Below are 17,489 nucleotides of genomic sequence, written 5' to 3' on the forward strand. Positions count from 1 at the left end.
CCGTTCCGTTTCGGTGAGGCGGTATCTAGGCCCCACAAAACAAACCCGCAAGTGCCTTTTTCACTGAAGTCACAAAATACTCGTGAAGATATGCGAAAAGCGTAATGAAATAAGGCAGATAATTCTGCGGCGCCGATCAGACCAAACCGGCCACAGCCCCGGCGCCAGACAGAAAGTTGCGCAATCAACCCCAGGTTCTGAAAGAAAAATCGGACGACTGGCAGATCTCGCCGAATCCCCGCCCCGGACAGACCGATGCCGGCGATCAGAGAGCCGTCAGTTCATCGGAGCTCCACCCTCAGCCTTGCGGCGACTGACGAAGCTGTTCAACGCCTCAAGAATACCGGCATCCATCGGCGGCGCCTCATAGTCCCCCAGCATCTGCTTCCACAATGTATTTGCGCGCTCGCGGGTCTCGACGGCACCGCGCTCAAGCCATTGTGGGTGATTGTCCCAGTTGGAGACCAGCGGACGATAAAAGGCCCGCTCATATCGCTCCATCGTGTGAGAAGTGCCGAAGAAGTGGCCGCCGGGGCCGACCTCGGCGATGGCGTCAAGCGCCAGAGTCGCCGGGCTGACCTCGATCGGGCGGAAATACTCTGCCATCATCTGAAGCATTTCAGCATCGAGGATCAGCTTTTCAAAGCTTGCAGTCAGCCCGCCATGCAGCCAGCCCGCGGCATGGTTCACCAGATGCGCGCCGCCCATCAGGGCCCCCCAGAGCGACATTTGCGATTCATACGCCGCCTGAGCATCGACCGCATTGGCAGCACAGACATTGGAGGAGCGGAACGGCACCCCGATATGGCGTGCCAGCTGGCCCGAGGCCTGGGCCGCGCGGGTATATTCCGGCGTGCCAAAGGCCGGCGCCCCCGAACGCATGTCAACATTCGAGGTGAAGCCGCCATACATCACCGGCACGCCCGGTCGCACCAGCTGGGTCAGCGCGATCCCGACCATCGCCTCGGCATGCTGCAGCGTCAGCGCACCCGCCAGCGTCACCGGGCTCATGGCGCCTGCCAGCGTGAAGGGGGTGATCACATTGACCTGGCCATGTTCGGCCATGGTGATCAGCCCCTCGCCCATCGGGATATCAAGCTGCAGGGGCGAGTTGGTATTGATGATGCCAAGCAGCGTCGGCACCCCGGTCAGCCCGTCGGGCGTGGTGCCCAGTGACAGCGCGGCCATTTCGATCCCGTCCATGGTGCGCTGGCGGCCAAGGGTCTGGGTCTGCCAGTTCTTGTCGAGGATGGTGATCTGCGCGAGGCAGATATCGAGGTGTCGGGTATGGGCGGGCAGGTCCAGCGGCTCGAACGGGCCGCCGCCCTCCTGGTGCAGGACATTGATCTGCTGCACGAGTTTGAGGAAATCACACATCTCGGCAAAGGTGCCGTCGCGCCGGCCGCGATCATTGTCCATCACATAGGCCGGTCCACCGACCGAGGCGAAGATATGATCGCCGCCGCCAAGCCGCAGATTGCGCGCCGGGTTGCGGGCGCGCAGCGTGAAATGCTCAGGGGCGGTTTTCAGGGTCTCTTCGATCAGGCCGGGCGGAAAGCGCACCGTCTCATCTTCGATCAGGGCACCGGCCTCGCGGAACCGCTCACGCGCGCCGGGCTCCAGCACCCGCATGCCGATATCGCGCAAGACGCTCAGCGCCGCCTCATGGATCTGCGCGACCTGATCGTCGGATATCACCCGGACCGGGTCATAGCTCCGGGGCTGCTGGCCGAAAGGCGGCTGGTCAAGCGCTCCGATCTGGCGGGCGGCGCGGCGGGTGCGGCGGGGGGAGGGGGTGGCATCGGTCATTCCGCAGCATCCGCCAGAAAGTCGCGCGGGGCAAAGGGCGCGTCGCGGCCCACCACTATCTGATGCGCCCCAAGGCCCAGCTCGCGCGCGGTGCGGTGCCCCTGATATGTCGCATGCGCAATCGCGCCCGGCGCATTGGCATCGCCGGTGAGATGCAGGCTGCGCACCCCCGCCGCCGCCAGGTCCGAAGCCGCGAGCGCTTCATGCAGCGCCGAGCCGCCCTCGCGCAGGCCAGCGATCACCAGCGACCGCGCGGCGATCCGGCTTGTTGCGCCGCTGAAGGTCTGGGCAAGGGTCAGGGTCTCGCCGTCAAAACCCGTCACCACCTCAAGCGTGCGATAGGCGATCTCGCGGCGGGCAAAGCTCTGATGCACCAAAGGCTGTTCATTCGTCATGATGCCCCAGGCCGCCGCCGCACCGGAATTGGTGATATAGGTAACGGCATGACCCTGATCGGCCAGCATCTCGGCAATCGCCGAGCCCATGTAATAGTTGTCATAATCGAACACCGCCACCGGCCCCTCGGGGCGGGCACCTGCCGCCAGATCATCAGGGGTATAGACACGCGGGCCCTCGATCCGGCCGGCGGGCAGCTCATTCATACCACAGGTCACCGGCAGCCAGCGCGCGCCGGTTGCGACCACCAGATGCTGCGCACCGAAGTCCAGCACATCCGCCGCCTGCATCGGGCTTTCGGGGAACAAAGACACATTCGGCAGCTGCGACAGGCGCCCGAGCCGGTATTCCGTCACCCGGTTCCAGGCCGAAAGACCCGGCAGCCGCGCCTCAAACCGCAGACGCCCGCCAAACTCGCGCGCCTGATCGGCAAGCGTCACCCGGTAGCCGCGTCGGCCCAAGGTCAGCGCCGCTTCCAGCCCAGAGGGACCGCCACCGACCACCAGAACGCTTTCAGCCTCCCCCTGAATGGCGGGCGCCGTCACCGGCACCTTTTCCGGATGCCAGCCGCGCCGCCACTCCTCACCTGCGGTGGGGTTTTGCGTGCAGCGCACCCAGACCCCGTCATGCCAGGACGAAATGCACAGGTTGCAGCCGATACATTCCCGGATCTCGTCCTCGCGCCCGGTGCGGATCTTTTCGGGCAGGAACGGATCGGCGATGGATGGTCGCGCGCCGCCGATGAAATCCAGCACCCCCCGCCGCAGCATCGAAACCATCGTATCGGGCGAGGTAAAGCGCCCCACCCCCACAACCGGCTTGTCGGTCAGCTGTTTGACGAAAGAAATCACCGCCTCATGGCTGCCCTCGGGCGAATAGCGCGAGACAGAGCAGTCGGTCGAAGAATAGTCCATCTTGACGTCAAACAGGTCAGGCGCATCGGCCAGAAGCGAGATCACCTCATGCGCCTCGCTTTCGGCAGAGTCGGACGGCCGGGCGCGCAATTCCTGCAGCGAGATGCGCAGCGCCACCGCCTGCCGGCCATGCGTCGCCTCGCGCACAGCGTCGATCAGCTCGATCAGCAGGCGCACGCGGTTGCGCGCGCTGCCCCCATAGGCATCGGTGCGTTTGTTGTAGTCGGACAGCAGGAACTGATAGGGCAGATAGCCCATACCGGCATAGACATAGAGGATGTCAAACCCCGCCTGTTCAGCCCGGACCGCCGCCTCCGCATGCCAGCGGATCAGATCACGGATGTCGGTGCGGTCCATCACCCGGGGCCGCGCCGAGGACATAAAGCCCGGATGCCCCGCCATCCAGGGCACGCCCGAGGGCGACAGCGAGGAGAGCCGCGTGGTGCGATTCATCGTCACCGCGCCGCCATGCCACAGTTCGACCCCGGCCAGCGCGCCATGTTCGTGCACCGCATCGGTCATCAGCGCATGGGCGCGGATATCGGCCTCATCCCAGAGCGTTGCCGCCGGAAAAGGGCTGTCATCCGACGACGGATGAACCGAGCAGGCGCCGGTCGAGATCACGCCCCAGCCGCCCTCGGCCTTCATGGCGCGGAAGGCCGCGCGCACATGCGGGGCGGCATTCGTCATGCCACTTGCATGCGGGACCTGGAAAAAGCGGTTCTTTGCGAGTTTCGGCCCGATCGCCAGCGGCTCAAACAGCACATCATAGCGCGGATTCCTGGCGGTTGGCTGCGACATCGGACCATCCTTGTTGAACATATATATAGTAGCGATGTAAATTTCAGCGGGTCAAGCCCGTTCGATGCAGTGATATAAGAATAATGCCTGATCAATTCCGTGAGAATATTAAGGCTGTCAGCACGCAAAAAATCGTTTGCCACTAGAAATTCTTTATTGCATTGTTGTTCAACAAAGGAGCCGCTATGCACGATCACAGCCAGTTCCAGTACCCGGTTCGCATCATCGAGAACCTGTTTATCCCGCTGAATGACGGGACCAGACTGGCGGCAAAGCTCTGGCTGCCGGTCGGGCCGGACGGGGCAGATATGCCCTCGCCTGCGGTGCTCGAATATCTGCCTTACCGCAAACATGATGGCACCCGCACCCGCGACAATGCCATGCATGAATATCTGGCAGGCCATGGCTATGCGGCGATCCGGGTCGATATCCGCGGCACCGGCGAAAGCGACGGCATCATCACTGACGAATATTCGGCGCAGGAACAGATCGACGGCTGCGAACTGATCGCCTGGATCGCCGCTCAGGGCTGGTGCGATGGCCAGGTCACCATGATCGGCATCAGCTGGGGCGGATTTAACGGGTTGCAGATCGCCGCGCGCCAGCCGCCGGCGCTGAAAACCGTGATCACCGTCGGTTCGACCGATGACCGCTTTGCAACCGATATCCACCGGGTTGGCGGCTGCCTGTCAAAGGATGATTTCGACTGGTCTTCGACCATGTTTGCCAATAATGACCTGCCGCCGGATGAGGCGATCGTCGGGCCGCGCTGGCGCGAGATCTGGATGCAGCGGATCGAGGCGAATTTCCCCTGGATGCTCACCTGGCTGCGCCACCAGCGCCGCGATGACTACTGGAAACAGGGCTCGGTCTGCGAGGATTTCTCAAAAATCACCATCCCGGTCTATGCGGTCTCGGGCTGGGCCGACAATTACTCCGAGGCGGTGCCGCGCCTGCTGGCCGGGCTTTCGGGGCCACGGCTGGGGCTGGTCGGCCCCTGGGCCCATTCCTACCCCTATGATGTGTCGGTCGCGCCCGCCATCGGCTGGTTGCAGGAAGTGTTGCGCTGGTGCGATCACTGGATGAAAGGCCGCGAGACCGGCATCATGGACGAGCCCCTTTACCGCACCTGGATGCAGGAGCCCGTGCCGCCGCGCACCTGCTACCTGGAGCGCCCCGGCCGCTGGATTGGCGAGCCGTCCTGGCCATCGCCACATGTCACGCCGCGCATCCTGCATCTGAATGCCGGCCACCAGCTGGGCGAAGAGGCCGGGCCGGTGCAGGGTCTGCCGGTCTGCTCGCCCCTGTGGGTGGGCCTGACCGCCGGAGAAGTCGGGCGTTATGGCGAGAATGCCGACTGGGCCACCGATCAGCGCATGGATGATGGCGGTAGCCTCGTGTTCCTTTCGGACCCGCTGCCAGCGCGGATCGAGCTGTTGGGCGCGCCGCAGGTCATGTTGCGGTTTGCGTCTGACAAGCCGATGGCGCTGGTCTCGGTCAGGCTTAATGATGTGGCGCCGGACGGATCTTCGACCCGGATCGGCATCGGCATCCTGAACCTCACGCATCGCAAAAGCCATGAATTCCCCGAGGCTCTGGTGCCCGGTGCCTTCACCGATGCGACCGTCGAGATGGAGGATATTGCGGTTGCGGTTCCTGCCGGTCACCGGCTGGCGATATCGATCTCGACCACCTACTGGCCGATTGCCTGGCCCTCGCCCGAGCCTGCGACGCTGACCATTCAGACCGGCGAGAGCCGTCTGATGCTGCCGGTCCGGGCACCGCAGGCGAGCGATGGTGCCCTGCGCGCGTTTGATCCGCCGGTAAGTGCGGAAAACACACCGCAAATCTCGCATCCGGTCGAGGCTGCGGCCCGGCGCGAGGTGCGCCATGATTTGCTGACCGGCCGCATGACCGTCGATTTTCCGCGCTGGACGGGGATCAGCGAGATGCCCGATATCGGCCATATCCACCGCGCCGAATGTCTGTCGCGCTACGAGATCACCGAAGGAGATCCGCTTTCAGCCACCACCCTCACCAAATTCCGGGTGGAGATCGAGCGCAAGGGCCTGACCGCAAGCCATGAAAGCGAGGGGCGGCTGACCTGCGACGCCAGCCATTTCCGTGTTGAGATGACGGTGACCATCCGCGAGAATGGTGCGGTGATCTTTACGCGCAACTGGGATGAGAGGATCGCTCGTGACCATCTCTGACCCCGAAGCTGATCCTCTGCTTTGCGCGCCGCTGCGCCGGGCCTGCGTTGAGGACACAAGGCCCGGACCTGACAGGCCCCTGCGCCAGAGGCACCGCAGATGCTGAGTTATGCCATCCGGCGCATCGGGCTTGCGATACTGATACTCGTGATCGTTATGTTTGCGATGTTTGCGATGGTGTTTCTGGTGCCGGGCGATCCGGCATCCCTGGCGCTCGGACCAAGGGCCACGCCCGAGCTGAAGGCCCAGCTCAACACCAGAATGGGCCTTGATCAGCCGGTGCTGACCCAGATCTGGAACTTCTTCTCGAACGCGTTGCGGGGCGATCTGGGCTATGACGTCTGGTCAAAGCGGCCGGTGCTGGATCAGATCCTGGAGGTCTTTCCCAATACGCTGATCCTCGGGCTGGTCGCGCTTGGTATGGCACTGGTGTTCGGCGTGGCGCTTGGCTGTGTCGCGGTGGTCTGGCGCGACACCTGGATTGACCGGCTGCTGGGGGTGCTGTCGGTTTCGATGATCGCTGTGCCCTCTTTCGTCATCGCGCTTTACTCGCTGCTGATCTTTGCGGTCTGGCTGAACTGGTTGCCCGCCATCGGCGCGGGCCAGGCCGGAGATCTCGGCAGCCAGATCCGCGCGGTGATCCTGCCGGCTTTTGCCATCGGCATCACCTGGGTCGGCTATCTTGCCCGGCTGGTGCGCGCCTCGATGCTGGAGGTGATGGGCGCCAGCCATGTCCGCACCGCCCGCGCCTTTGGCCTGTCCGAGACCAAGATCGTTACCCGCTACGCGCTGCGCCTCGCGATCATCCCGACCATTGCGATCCTGGCAGTCGGGTTCGGCTCTATCCTGTCATCGGCGGTCTTTGTCGAGACGGTGTTTTCGCGGCCCGGGATCGGCTCGCTGATCACCTCGGCGGTGGCAAAACGGAATTACCCGCTGGTGATGGGCACGGTCCTCTTCATGACCGCCTTTTACCTCTTTATCGTCACTGCTGCCGATCTGCTGATCGCGCGGCTTGATCCGAGGGTTCGCGATGTCTTCCGCAGCTGAACCGGCGCCCGCCGATCCCCTCTCTCGGGTGCGCCCGCAAGGCGCCTTCTCCAGGCTGATGTCGGATCCGATGGGCGCGGTTGGCGCGATCCTGGTGGGCAGCTTTCTGCTGATTGCGATTCTGGCCCCCTGGATCACCCCCTTTGATCCGCTGAAAATCGACGTGAAGTCAAAGCTCCTAGGCCCGAGCCTCACCCATCTGGCGGGAACCGATCAGCTGGGGCGCGATACTTTCTCGCGGTTGATCATGGGAACCCGCAACGCGCTGGCCATCGCCCTTGGCGCCACCGGAATCGCCGGGGCCATCGGCCTGATCCTCGGGCTGATCGCAGGCTATGGGCCGCGCTGGCTGGACGGGCTTCTGGTGCTGGTGCTGGATTCCCTCTCATCCCTGCCGATGATCCTTTTCGCACTGGCCGTGATCACCGTCATAGGCCCGGGCACCCAGACGCTGCTGCTGGTGATCGTGCTGGTCTCGATCCCGGGCTATGCAAGGCTGATCCGGGCGCAGGTTCTGGGCCTGAAGAACGCCGATTTCATCGAGGCCGAACGCACGATGGGCGCCTCGACTGCGCGCATCCTGTTGCGCCATCTCCTGCCCAATGTGGTCGGACCGCTGGTGATCGTGCTGTCCATGGATGTGCCGGTGGTCATCATGCTTGAGGCCGGGCTCTCCTACCTCAACCTTGGTGTCAAACCGCCAACGCCTTCCTGGGGCAACATCCTTTATGACGGCTATACCTCGCTCCGGCAGCAGCCGACGCTGGTGATCGCGGGCGGTATTCCTCTGGTTCTGGCAACCATCGGCTTCACTTTCCTGGGCGAGGGCCTGCGCGATGCGCTTGACCCGAAACTGAAGCGGAGGCAGGCATGAGTGCCCTTCTGGAAGTCACCGGCCTGCGGCTGTCCTATGGGCCGGTCCAGGCCCTGCGCGGCGCCAGCCTGACGGCGCGGGCCGGCGAGGTGATCGGCATCGTCGGCGAAAGCGGGTGCGGCAAATCCACGCTTGCCTCGGCCCTGATCGGCCTGCCGGCCCCTGGCGCCACCCTCTCGGGCGAGTTGCGGATCAGAGGGGAGGATATGATCACCACCACCGAGACGCGGCGGCGCGAGCTGCGCGGCGACAAGGTGGCGATGATCTTCCAGGACCCGATGAGCGCCTTCAACCCGGTGCTGACACTGGGCCAGCAACTGGTCGATTTCCAGCATCGCGCACGCGTGTCACGCGCGGAAAAGCTGGCTCGTGCCCGTGCCATGCTGGCAAGCGTCGGCATCCCCGACCCGGAGCTCGTGCTCAGGCGCTACATGCATGAGCTGTCGGGCGGCATGCGCCAGCGCGCGGCCATTGCGGCGGCGCTGATGATGCAGCCAGATCTGCTGATTGCCGATGAGCCGACCACCGCGCTGGATGTGACGATGGAGGCACAGATCATCCACCTGTTTCGCGAATTGCGCCGACAGTATCAGGGCTCCATCGTGATCGTCACCCATCATCTGGGCGTGGTGGGAGAGCTGTGTGACCGCGTCTATGTCATGTATGCCGGCGAGGTTGTCGAAGAGGGCACCACCGATGAAATCTACCACACTGCCCGCCACCCCTATGCCCGCGCGCTGATCGCCTGTGATCCGGCCCATATTCAGGGCCCGGTCGCGCGCCTGCCCACGATTCCGGGCCGCCTGCCCGATCTGACGGCACCGCCCGCCGGCTGCGCCTTTGCCAGCCGATGCCCGCAGGCAGCCCCGGGCTGTGCCCACCCCGTCCCGCGCGTGCGGCTGAGCGAAAGCCACGCGGTCCTGTGCCATCAGGTGACGCCATGAACGTGCTTTACGAGGTCAGCGATCTGCGCGTCGACATGGCGCTGCCGGGCGATCTCCTGTCGGCCCTGCTGCCCTTTCGCCGTCCGGTGATCAACATCCTCAACGGCATCACGCTGACCCTGAACCGGGGCGAGACGCTGGGGATCGTCGGCGAAAGCGGCTCTGGCAAGACCACCCTTGCGCGCACCATGCTTGGCCTTGTGCCCGCAAGCGGCGGCCAGCTGCGCTTTGACGGCGAGGCTGTCGGCCCCGCTCAGATACGCAGGCTGCGGCGCGAGACCGCGATGATGTTTCAGGACGCTGTCGCCTCGCTGTCGCCCCGGATGCGGATCGGTGACCTGATCACCGAACCCTTCGTGATCCATGGCCCGCCCCCCGCCAACAGGCAGGCGCGCGCACAGGAGATGCTGGCGCGCGTCGGCCTGCCGCCCGCCATGGCAGACCGCTATCCGCATGAACTGTCGGGCGGCCAGGCCCGGCGGGTCAGTGTGGCGCGCGCGCTGGCGCTTGATCCGGCTCTGGTCATTGCGGATGAGCCGACAGCGGGTCTTGATGTCTCGATCCAGGGAGAGATCCTCAACCTGCTCTCGGATCTCAAGGAAAGCCGCGGCGTCAGCTTTCTGATCATCACCCACAACCTGGCGGTGGTGCGTAATACCGCCGACCGCATCGCTATTCTCTATCTCGGTCGGCTGGTCGAGACCGGGCCTGCCGCAGCGGTCTTCGCGAGGCCCGCGCATCCCTATACGGCCAGCCTGATCGCCTCTGAGCCCGATCCCGATCCGCGCCGCCGCCGCGCCGATCTGGCGATCAAAGGAGAGATCCCCGGCCTCCTGCGGCGCCCGAAAGGCTGCGAATTCCACAGCCGTTGCCCGCGGGCGATGACCCTGTGCCGCGAAACGCGCCCCGCATTGCGTGAAATCGCCCCGGGGCGGTCTGTCAGCTGCCATCTCGCCGTCCCTGATTTGCCTGACTTGCCCGCAGCCCGGGCCAATTAAACAAAAACCGACAGTGGAGAGACATCATGACCTGGAGCACCGATCGCCGCAGCCTTCTGAAAGCCGGTGGCGCCTTTATGGCAACCCTGACCGCCGGGATCCCGAACCTCGCCTGGTCACAATCCGGCAGTACATTGCGCCTGCGGGTTGCCGGCGATTTTCAGGCCATTGATCCCTATAACATGCTCGGCGCAATAGACGACATCCTGCAACGCTGCTGCACGGTCACCCTCGTGCGGCTGCCCGACATGCGCGAGGTTCAGGCGGTCTCCCCCTATGCCGCCAGCCGTTACGAATGGACCAGCCCGACCACGCTGGAATTCACCTTGCATGACGGGCTGAAATGGACCGGCGATTTCGGCCCTGTCACCGCCGGGGATGTGAAATATTCCTTCGAGCGCCTGGCAGGCTCTGACAGCGCCTGGGCTTATCAGTTTGAAAAACTCGATCGCGTCGAGGTGACGGGGGAAAAGACCGGCATCATCCACCTGACAGACGCCTTCCGGCCCTTCGAAGTGATCGCCCTGCCCTATTACGGCGGTCATCTGGTCTGCAAAGCGGCGACCGAGGCGGCGGGCGGATCTTTCACCACCGAATTTCCCGCGCAATGCGGCCCCTATCTGTTCGACACATGGGAGCAGAACGCGAAGATCACCCTGCGCCGCAACCCGGACTGGCCGCTGGAAGCGCCCGCGTTCGAGAGGGTGGAATTCTACATCGTCACCGATGACCAGGCGGCGCTGCTGGCCTATGAGGCCGATGCCTTCGATTTCTCGGCCCTCGCGGTCAGCGGGTTTGCCGGCCTCAAGGCCGCGCCGCCCGCAGGTGCCAGCCTGATCGAGTCGCCCTCGACCCGCTATGCCTGGCTGACGATCAATATGAATGCGACCCAGCTGCAGGATGAGCGGGTGCGGCGCGCGATCCAGCTGGCCTATGATGGCGAGGCGGTGATCGAGGGCGTGTATGACGGGCTGACCAGCCGCGCGACCGGCGTCGTGCAATCGGGCGGCCAATATGGGCGCGCGAAGAACATCTATGATCCGCGCGATCCTGACCAGGCGCGCGCCCTGCTGGCCGAGGCCGGCGCCGAAGGGATCACTCTGCAGCTTTACTGCCTGACAGACCAGACCTCGCTTTCGACCGCGCAGATCATCCAGGCCAGCCTTTCCGAGGTCGGCATAAATATCGAGATCCAGCCCAGTGAGGACGCGGCTTACTGGGCGCTTGGCGACAAGACCGCCGGCGAGGGGTACAAGGAAATCGAGCTTGTGCTCATGAATTTCGCCGGCGGGATCGAGCCTACCGAGAATCTGGTCTGGTTCCGCCCCGATCAGATCGGCATATATAACTGGTCTTTCTTCAACAGCCCGGAGTATGAAACGCTTTACCAGGCCTCGCTGACCGAACAGGACATTGCGAAACGCAAAGAGATCTTCAACAGGATGGAGGATCTGATGGAACTGTCGGGCGGCTTTATCTTCATCTGTTTCGAGCCTTATCTTGCTATTCACGACACCGGGCTGAAGCCGGTCATTCTGGCGGACGGGCACCCGGACCCTACCCGCTTCACCGCCGGCTGAATGTCCGGACCGAACCATAGCTGAAAGGACGGGGGCGGCTGCCGCCCCCGGCAGGAATGACCCAGAGCACCGAAGGCCCCCGTTTCCGACGCTATTCCAGTGAGACCCGCGCCGCCATGCTGGTTGAAGCCGGGCTGGCCTGCCTTGCACGCGGCGGCATCACGGCCTTCACGATTGACAATATCTGTGCCGAGGCCGCGGTCTCACGCGGGCTGATCAACCATCATTTCGGCTCGAAAGACGGGCTGCTCGCGGCCTGCTATGCCACGATGTATGACAGGTTTACCAGCGCGGTAGCGCCTGACGCCTCCGCCCTTCGTGGTGAGACTTCCGGCCTTGTACATCTGGTCGAGGCCAATTTCGCGCCCGCAGTGTTCAACCCCGACAGCCTGCGGATCTGGCTTGCCCTCTGGGGGGAAATTGCCAATAACCCTGCCCTGCGCAATGTCCACCGCGCCCGCTATCAGGACTTTCTGTTCCAGGTCGCCCGCGCCGTCACAGAAACCGCCAGCAGCCGCGGCCTCACCGTCAATGCCCATTCCGTCGCGGTTCTGTTCATCGCGCTGAGTGACGGGCTCTGGCTGGAGCAGGGCATCGACCCCACCATGCTTTCGCGTGATGCGGCCCGCCGGGCGTGCTATCATTTCCTTGAAAGCTTCCTCGGGCCGCTTGATCCGATGAACCTGGCGAAGCCGCCGGGAGAGGCCCCGGCCTGACCTCACGCCGCAGGCAGCGTCATTCCAGACTATGATGAAGCGGCTCGCACAAGGGCCGGGCGCGCTTCAGCGACCGCGCCTTACCAGGTGACCGGGCGCCACTTCCTCAAACTGATCATCGTCGCCATGTTCTGGCAGAATATGGGGCGCCGATTTCGCGCCGGTCCGGCGATGATCAAGCCGTGGGACCGCTTCCAGCAGATTGCGGGTATAGGGATGTCCGGCCATGCGGATGACGGACGCTGCCGGTCCCTGTTCGACAATGCGCCCGCGATACATCACCGCCACCCGGTCACAAAGCCGCGCCACCACTGAGATGTCATGCGAGATGAACAGCCATGACAGCCCACGCCGTGCCTGTGTGCGGATCATCAGGTCAATGATCTGGGCCTGAACGGTCAGATCCAGTGCCGAGACGGGTTCATCCGCGACAATCATGCGGGGTTCGGGGGCAAGAGCGCGGGCGATGGCGACCCTCTGGCGCTGACCACCGGAAAACTCATGCGGATAGCGGTCGATATGGCCAGGCTCCAGCCCGGCATCAACAAAAAGCTCTGAAAGACGCTCGCGCAGGGCATCGCGCCCCAGGCTCTTGCGGTCGGTCAGCCCCTCGGCCACCTGCATTCCCACCGTCAGCCGCGGATTAACCGAGGAATAGGGGTCCTGAAAGATCATCTGAACCTTGCGCAGGACCGCCCGCTGCGCGCGCCCCCGCAGCCGGGCAGGTTCGGCGCCATCAATCAGCACCCTGCCTGCATCGGCCGTTTCAAGCCCGGTCGCGATGCGCCCGATGGTGGATTTCCCGGAACCGCTTTCGCCGACAATGCCCAGCGTCTCGCCCGCCGCCAGATGCAGGGACACGCCCCCCGCGGCTGTGACCACACGCGATCCGCTTCGGAAGGTGCGGCGAATATTTTCAAGTCGCAGCAATGGTTCGGTCATGGATCAGTCTTCCGCTCTTCGGCACGCATGGCAAGCGCCTCATTCACATCCAGATGGGCCGCCAGCAGTTTGCGCGTATAGTCGTGTCGCGGTGCAAACAGCACCTGATCCACCGGGCCGGTCTCGACGATGCGGCCGCGCTGCATCACGGCGACCCGATCAGCGGTTTCCGCCACCACTCCGATATCATGCGTGATCAGAAGGATACCCGAACCGCTGCGATGCTTCAGGGCAACCAGCAGATCCAGTACCTGCGCCTGCACCGTGACATCAAGGGCGGTGGTCGGCTCATCCGCGATCAGCAGGGCCGGTTTCAGCGCCAGCACCGAAGCGATCATCACCCGCTGCCGCATGCCGCCCGAAAGCTGGTGGGGATATTGTCCCATCACGGCCACAGGATCGGGAATGCCAACCTCTGCCAGCGCGTCACAGGCCAGTTTTTCTGCCGCAGCCCGTCCGAGCCCGAGATGGCGGCGCGGACCTTCGGTCATCTGACGGCGGATGGTCAGCACCGGATTGAGCGAGGTCATCGGCTCCTGAAACACCATGCCCATGCGCCGGCCCCGAAGATCCTCCAGCGCCCGGCGGCCAAGTCCGCTTACCGCAGCACCGCCAACGGTAATGCCGCCTGTCACCCGTGCCGCCTGCGGCAAAAGCCCCATGACCGCAAGCGAGGTCATGCTTTTGCCACTGCCGGATTCTCCGACCAGAGCCAGGATTTCACCGGGAGCAACCGTCAGGCTCACGGCATCTACAACCGTCAGCGCGTCTGTGCTGCCGCCGAATGTGACCGTCAGGTCACGGATCTCGAGCGCGCTCATGTCCGCCCCCGCTGGCGCGGATCGATCAGATCGCGCAGATTGTCACCGATCAGGTTCAGCGCCATGACCGTCAGAACGATGGCGAGCCCCGGGAAAATGAGGATCCAGGGGGCTTTGCTGATGTAGTTGCGCCCCGAAGACAGGATGGCGCCCCATTCCGGCGAGGGCGGCTGCACGCCAAGCCCGAGGAATGAGAGGCCCGCCGCCGAAAGAATGGCGGATGAAAAGCCAAGGCTGCCCATCACGATCAGGCTTTGGGCGATATTGGGCATGACATGCACCCGCACCAGCCTCGTGTGACCTATCCCGCCCAGCCGCGCCGCCTCGATATAGGGGCGTGCGGCCTCGGCTGCGGCCAGCCCATAGCTCACCCGGGCATAAAAGGGGACGAGTGAGATCGCGATGGCCAGTGTCGCATTGCCGATGCCCGGCCCGAGAAAGGCGACGAGCGACAGCGCGATCAGCGTGTCGGGGAAAGAGTAGAGCACATCCACCACCCGCAGCAGCGCCGCGCGGAGCCAGCCAGGCGCAAAGGCTGCGACAAGGCCGATCGTGCCACCGATCACCAGCCCGGACAGCACCGCCACCGCGCCGATGCCAAGCGAGAGCCGCGCGCCGGCGAGAACACGGCTGAACAGATCGCGGCCAAATTCATCCGTTCCAAACAGGAAGCTGGCATTCGGCGCCAGCAGCCGCTTTCCAACGCCCATCTTCGTCGGTTCATAGGGCGCGATCCAGGGGGCCAGCAGCGCTGCCGCAACCAGCAGCAACAACAGCGCTCCGCCCAGCCAAAGCCCGGGGGGAACCCTGCGCCTCATGCGTTTTGGGGCCGGAATGGCGGTCATGTCCGTCTCCGCATTCTGGGATCAAGGAGGGTGTAAAGAATATCGATCAGCGCGGTGATCACCACGACCGAGGTGGCAAAGACCACGATGAATCCCTGTATCATCGGGTAATCCCGCTCCAGCATGGCCTGCACCGCCAGCCGCCCGATACCGTTCCAGGAAAACACGTTTTCGATCACCACCTGGCCACCCATCAGATAGGCGAAGACAAGGCCAACCACGGTAACGATGCTGATCAGCGCCGGTTTCAGCGCATGGACCAGCAGCACCTGCCAGCCACGCAGGCCCCGGGCGCGGGCGGTGCGGATGTAATCTTCCGACAGGATCTCGACCAATGCCGAGCGGGTCATTCGCGCGATCAGCGCGGCATAGCACAGACCCAGCGTCAGCGCGGGCAGCAGGATGCCGCGCAGCCCCGATCCGGCGACCGGCAGCCAGCCAAGCTTCAGCGCGAAGACCTGGATCAGCACCAGCCCCATCCAGAAGCCGGGCACCGAGACCCCTAGCACCGCGATCATCATGATCGCCATATCGGTCACACGCCCGCGGTTCAGCGCGGCGATAAAGCCCAGCGGCACGCCGATCAGCAGGGCGGTGAACAGCCCGGCCGCCGCAAGTGCAAAAGTATTCGGCAGCCGAAGCAGCAGCAGTTCCGCCACCGGCTCGCCACCCCGGATCGTGGTGCCCAGATCACCTTGCAGCACATTGCCGACATAGTGCAGCACCTGTTGCCAGACCGGCAGATCCAGTCCCAGACGGCTGCGCATATCGGCCATCGCCTCGGGGGTTGCCGAGACCGACTGTGCCATCATCGCCGTCACCGGATCGCCGGGCACGATATGGATCAGCACACCCGACAATGCGATCACCACAAGGATGGTCGCAAAGGCAATCAGCAGCCGTCGGAGCACAAGAAACAGCATCGGTCACTTTCGTCGCGGAAGGGGTGAGGGAAGCCTGAGAAAACAACTGGCGCGCCGCCCGAAAGGCGACGCGCAGGGGCAGATCGCCTGTCCGTCAGTCGGCCAGAGTCACATCGTTGAAGACAAGCGACACCATATGGCCAAGCTTGAAACCCTCAACCCTGGCCGAAGAAGCCATGAGCCAGTTCCAGCCGGGCGAAACCAGCGGCACGGCATAGCCATTGCTCAGCAGGTATTCTTCGGCTTCCTGCACTTTCGCCGCACGGGCCTCGCCGGTCAGCCTGCGCTGCTCAACCAGGATTGCATCCAGCGTGTCATTGACACCCATGCTGACAAAGCCGGGCTGTTTCCACAGGAAATACATGTAATCGGGATCGACGCCGGACATGCCCATGGTCCAGATCGTCGGTTTGATATCCGTCTTCAGGTTTTCCTGGGTCATGAAGTCGAAGAAAGCTGCGACCTCACGCGTCTGGATCTCGGCCTCGACATAGATTTCTGCCAGGTCCTGCTGCATGATCTGGTGCATCTGGTCAAAGCCCGGCAGCTTGTGGACCTGCAGGTTCACTTTCAGCGGATTGGCGGCGGAATAACCCGCAGCCTCCATCACCGCACGGGCCGCATCAGGATCATAGGAAACGCCCCATTCGGCACATTTTTCCTGATCCACCGCAAAGAGATTGGGGGCGACGGTGCAATTCGTGGCCGATACCAGCCCTTCATAGGCGATTTCGGCATAGGCCTCTTTGTTCAGGGCCATGCCGATGGCGCGCCGGATCTCTGCATTGTCCAGCGGGGCGACCCGCCAGGTAAAGGCCGCCAGCACCTGCTGGCCGGAATACTCCGCCGCATAGACGCGGAAATCGGGATCATCTTTCAGATCGACCGCCTCTTCCAGCGAGGGTTCGACAATATCCACCTCGCCCGAGCGCAGCGCTGCCATCCGGGCCACAGCCTCGGGGATCACCCGCAGGGTCACCCGGTCGAGATGCGGGCGGCCCGGGTTTTCCACCAGCGGGTGCACATTGCTATAGGCTTCATTGGCCGTCAGCACGATGGCATCGTTGCGCACCCATTTTTCCAGCCTGAACGGGCCGGTACCAATCGGGGTGAACTCGCCCCCGGAGAGCGCCGAGGGGCAGAGGAAGCCCGCCTGAATGCTGGTCAGGAACGAGGCGAAAGGACCGTAAGGCTCGCTCAGCGTCACCACCAGGCTGTCGTCTTCCACCGCCGTTGCCACCACCGGGCCCCAGGCCGAGAGATTGGGGTTCAGTGTTTCGGGGTTGATCGCCCGGTCAAAGCTGATTTTCGCGGCGGCCGCGTCGAACGGGCTGCCATCGTGGCAAGCGACACCGTCCCGGATCGCAAAGCGATAGGTCAGCCCGTCTTCCGAGACCTCATACCCCTTGGCCAGCCCCGGATGGATGGATCCATCCGCCGCCATGGTCAGCAAAGTGTCATAGATCATGCTGGTCACTTGCAGTGACTGGGTGGTGCTGGCGCGATGCGGATCAAGGCTGTCGGCATCGACACCACGCGCCAGCGTGATCTCATCCGCGAGTGAAGGTGCGGCAGCAAGGATGGCAGAGAGGCTCAGTGCCGACGAAAGCGTCAGCAGGCGCTTACGGCTGTTAGGATGTGACATCGGGGTTCCCTGTTGGCG

General features: G+C 63.8%; 14 protein-coding genes. 7 read left to right on the forward strand and 7 right to left on the reverse strand.

Going from position 1 to position 17,489, the window contains the following annotated elements; genetic code table 11:
- Nucleotides 1-276 precede the first annotated feature (276 nt).
- Both AC4FS3_RS15805 and AC4FS3_RS15810 read right to left on the reverse strand, forming a co-directional pair.
- Nucleotides 277-1,809, reverse strand: coding sequence for a trimethylamine methyltransferase family protein (locus AC4FS3_RS15805; RefSeq protein ID WP_491021358.1), 1,533 nt, complete (start codon nt 1,807-1,809; stop codon nt 277-279).
- The gene (locus tag AC4FS3_RS15810; protein WP_491021359.1) at nt 1,806-3,920 is read right to left on the reverse strand and encodes an oxidoreductase; all 2,115 of its coding nucleotides are present in this window, start codon (nt 3,918-3,920) and stop codon (nt 1,806-1,808) included. Before AC4FS3_RS15810 ends, AC4FS3_RS15805 begins: the two co-directional genes overlap by 4 nt.
- 185 nt (nt 3,921-4,105) lie before the next feature.
- Here AC4FS3_RS15810 and AC4FS3_RS15815 point away from each other — a divergent pair, with 185 nt between their 5' ends.
- The 7 genes from AC4FS3_RS15815 to AC4FS3_RS15845 all read left to right on the forward strand — a co-directional run bounded on the left by AC4FS3_RS15815 (nt 4,106) and on the right by AC4FS3_RS15845 (nt 12,295).
- Entirely contained in the window at nt 4,106-6,133 is a 2,028-nt protein-coding gene (locus AC4FS3_RS15815; protein WP_491021360.1) for a CocE/NonD family hydrolase, read from the forward strand.
- A gap of 99 nt (nt 6,134-6,232) precedes the next feature.
- A complete protein-coding gene (locus AC4FS3_RS15820; protein WP_283179254.1) occupies nt 6,233-7,183 on the forward strand; it encodes an ABC transporter permease in 951 nt (316 codons plus the stop codon).
- On the forward strand, nt 7,167-8,057 hold the full coding sequence (locus AC4FS3_RS15825) for an ABC transporter permease (protein ID WP_491021361.1): 891 nt from the start codon (nt 7,167-7,169) through the stop codon (nt 8,055-8,057). Before AC4FS3_RS15820 ends, AC4FS3_RS15825 begins: the two co-directional genes overlap by 17 nt.
- Nucleotides 8,054-9,001 (forward strand): ABC transporter ATP-binding protein, encoded by a 948-nt coding sequence (locus AC4FS3_RS15830; protein WP_491021362.1) that lies wholly within the window; start codon nt 8,054-8,056, stop codon nt 8,999-9,001. The genes AC4FS3_RS15825 and AC4FS3_RS15830 overlap by 4 nt, the downstream gene beginning before the upstream one ends.
- Complete coding sequence (locus AC4FS3_RS15835; protein ID WP_491021363.1) at nt 8,998-9,999, forward strand: ABC transporter ATP-binding protein; 1,002 nt, start codon at nt 8,998-9,000, stop codon at nt 9,997-9,999. Before AC4FS3_RS15830 ends, AC4FS3_RS15835 begins: the two co-directional genes overlap by 4 nt.
- Before the next feature lie 26 nt (nt 10,000-10,025).
- Nucleotides 10,026-11,579 (forward strand): ABC transporter substrate-binding protein, encoded by a 1,554-nt coding sequence (locus AC4FS3_RS15840; protein ID WP_491021364.1) that lies wholly within the window; start codon nt 10,026-10,028, stop codon nt 11,577-11,579.
- Between the two features lie 56 nt (nt 11,580-11,635).
- Nucleotides 11,636-12,295 carry a TetR family transcriptional regulator C-terminal domain-containing protein gene (locus AC4FS3_RS15845; RefSeq protein WP_491021365.1) on the forward strand — a complete coding sequence of 220 codons (660 nt, stop codon included), beginning with the start codon at nt 11,636-11,638 and terminating at the stop codon, nt 12,293-12,295.
- A 66-nt stretch (nt 12,296-12,361) separates the two neighbouring features.
- On the opposite strand, the gene AC4FS3_RS15850 is transcribed toward AC4FS3_RS15845, so the two are convergent.
- From AC4FS3_RS15850 to AC4FS3_RS15870, 5 genes are all read right to left on the reverse strand, one after another.
- Entirely contained in the window at nt 12,362-13,237 is an 876-nt protein-coding gene (locus AC4FS3_RS15850; RefSeq protein ID WP_491021366.1) for an ATP-binding cassette domain-containing protein, read from the reverse strand.
- Complete coding sequence (locus tag AC4FS3_RS15855) at nt 13,234-14,058, reverse strand: ABC transporter ATP-binding protein (RefSeq protein ID WP_491021367.1); 825 nt, start codon at nt 14,056-14,058, stop codon at nt 13,234-13,236. Before AC4FS3_RS15855 ends, AC4FS3_RS15850 begins: the two co-directional genes overlap by 4 nt.
- On the reverse strand, nt 14,055-14,903 hold the full coding sequence (locus AC4FS3_RS15860; protein WP_283179245.1) for an ABC transporter permease: 849 nt from the start codon (nt 14,901-14,903) through the stop codon (nt 14,055-14,057). The genes AC4FS3_RS15855 and AC4FS3_RS15860 overlap by 4 nt, the downstream gene beginning before the upstream one ends.
- Entirely contained in the window at nt 14,900-15,826 is a 927-nt protein-coding gene (locus AC4FS3_RS15865; protein ID WP_283179244.1) for an ABC transporter permease, read from the reverse strand. Before AC4FS3_RS15865 ends, AC4FS3_RS15860 begins: the two co-directional genes overlap by 4 nt.
- A gap of 94 nt (nt 15,827-15,920) precedes the next feature.
- Nucleotides 15,921-17,471: an ABC transporter substrate-binding protein gene (locus AC4FS3_RS15870; RefSeq protein WP_491021368.1), complete on the reverse strand. Its 1,551-nt coding sequence runs from the start codon at nt 17,469-17,471 to the stop codon at nt 15,921-15,923.
- Nucleotides 17,472-17,489: the final 18 nt, after the last annotated feature.

This window comes from Pseudogemmobacter sp. TB195, from assembly GCF_058313095.1.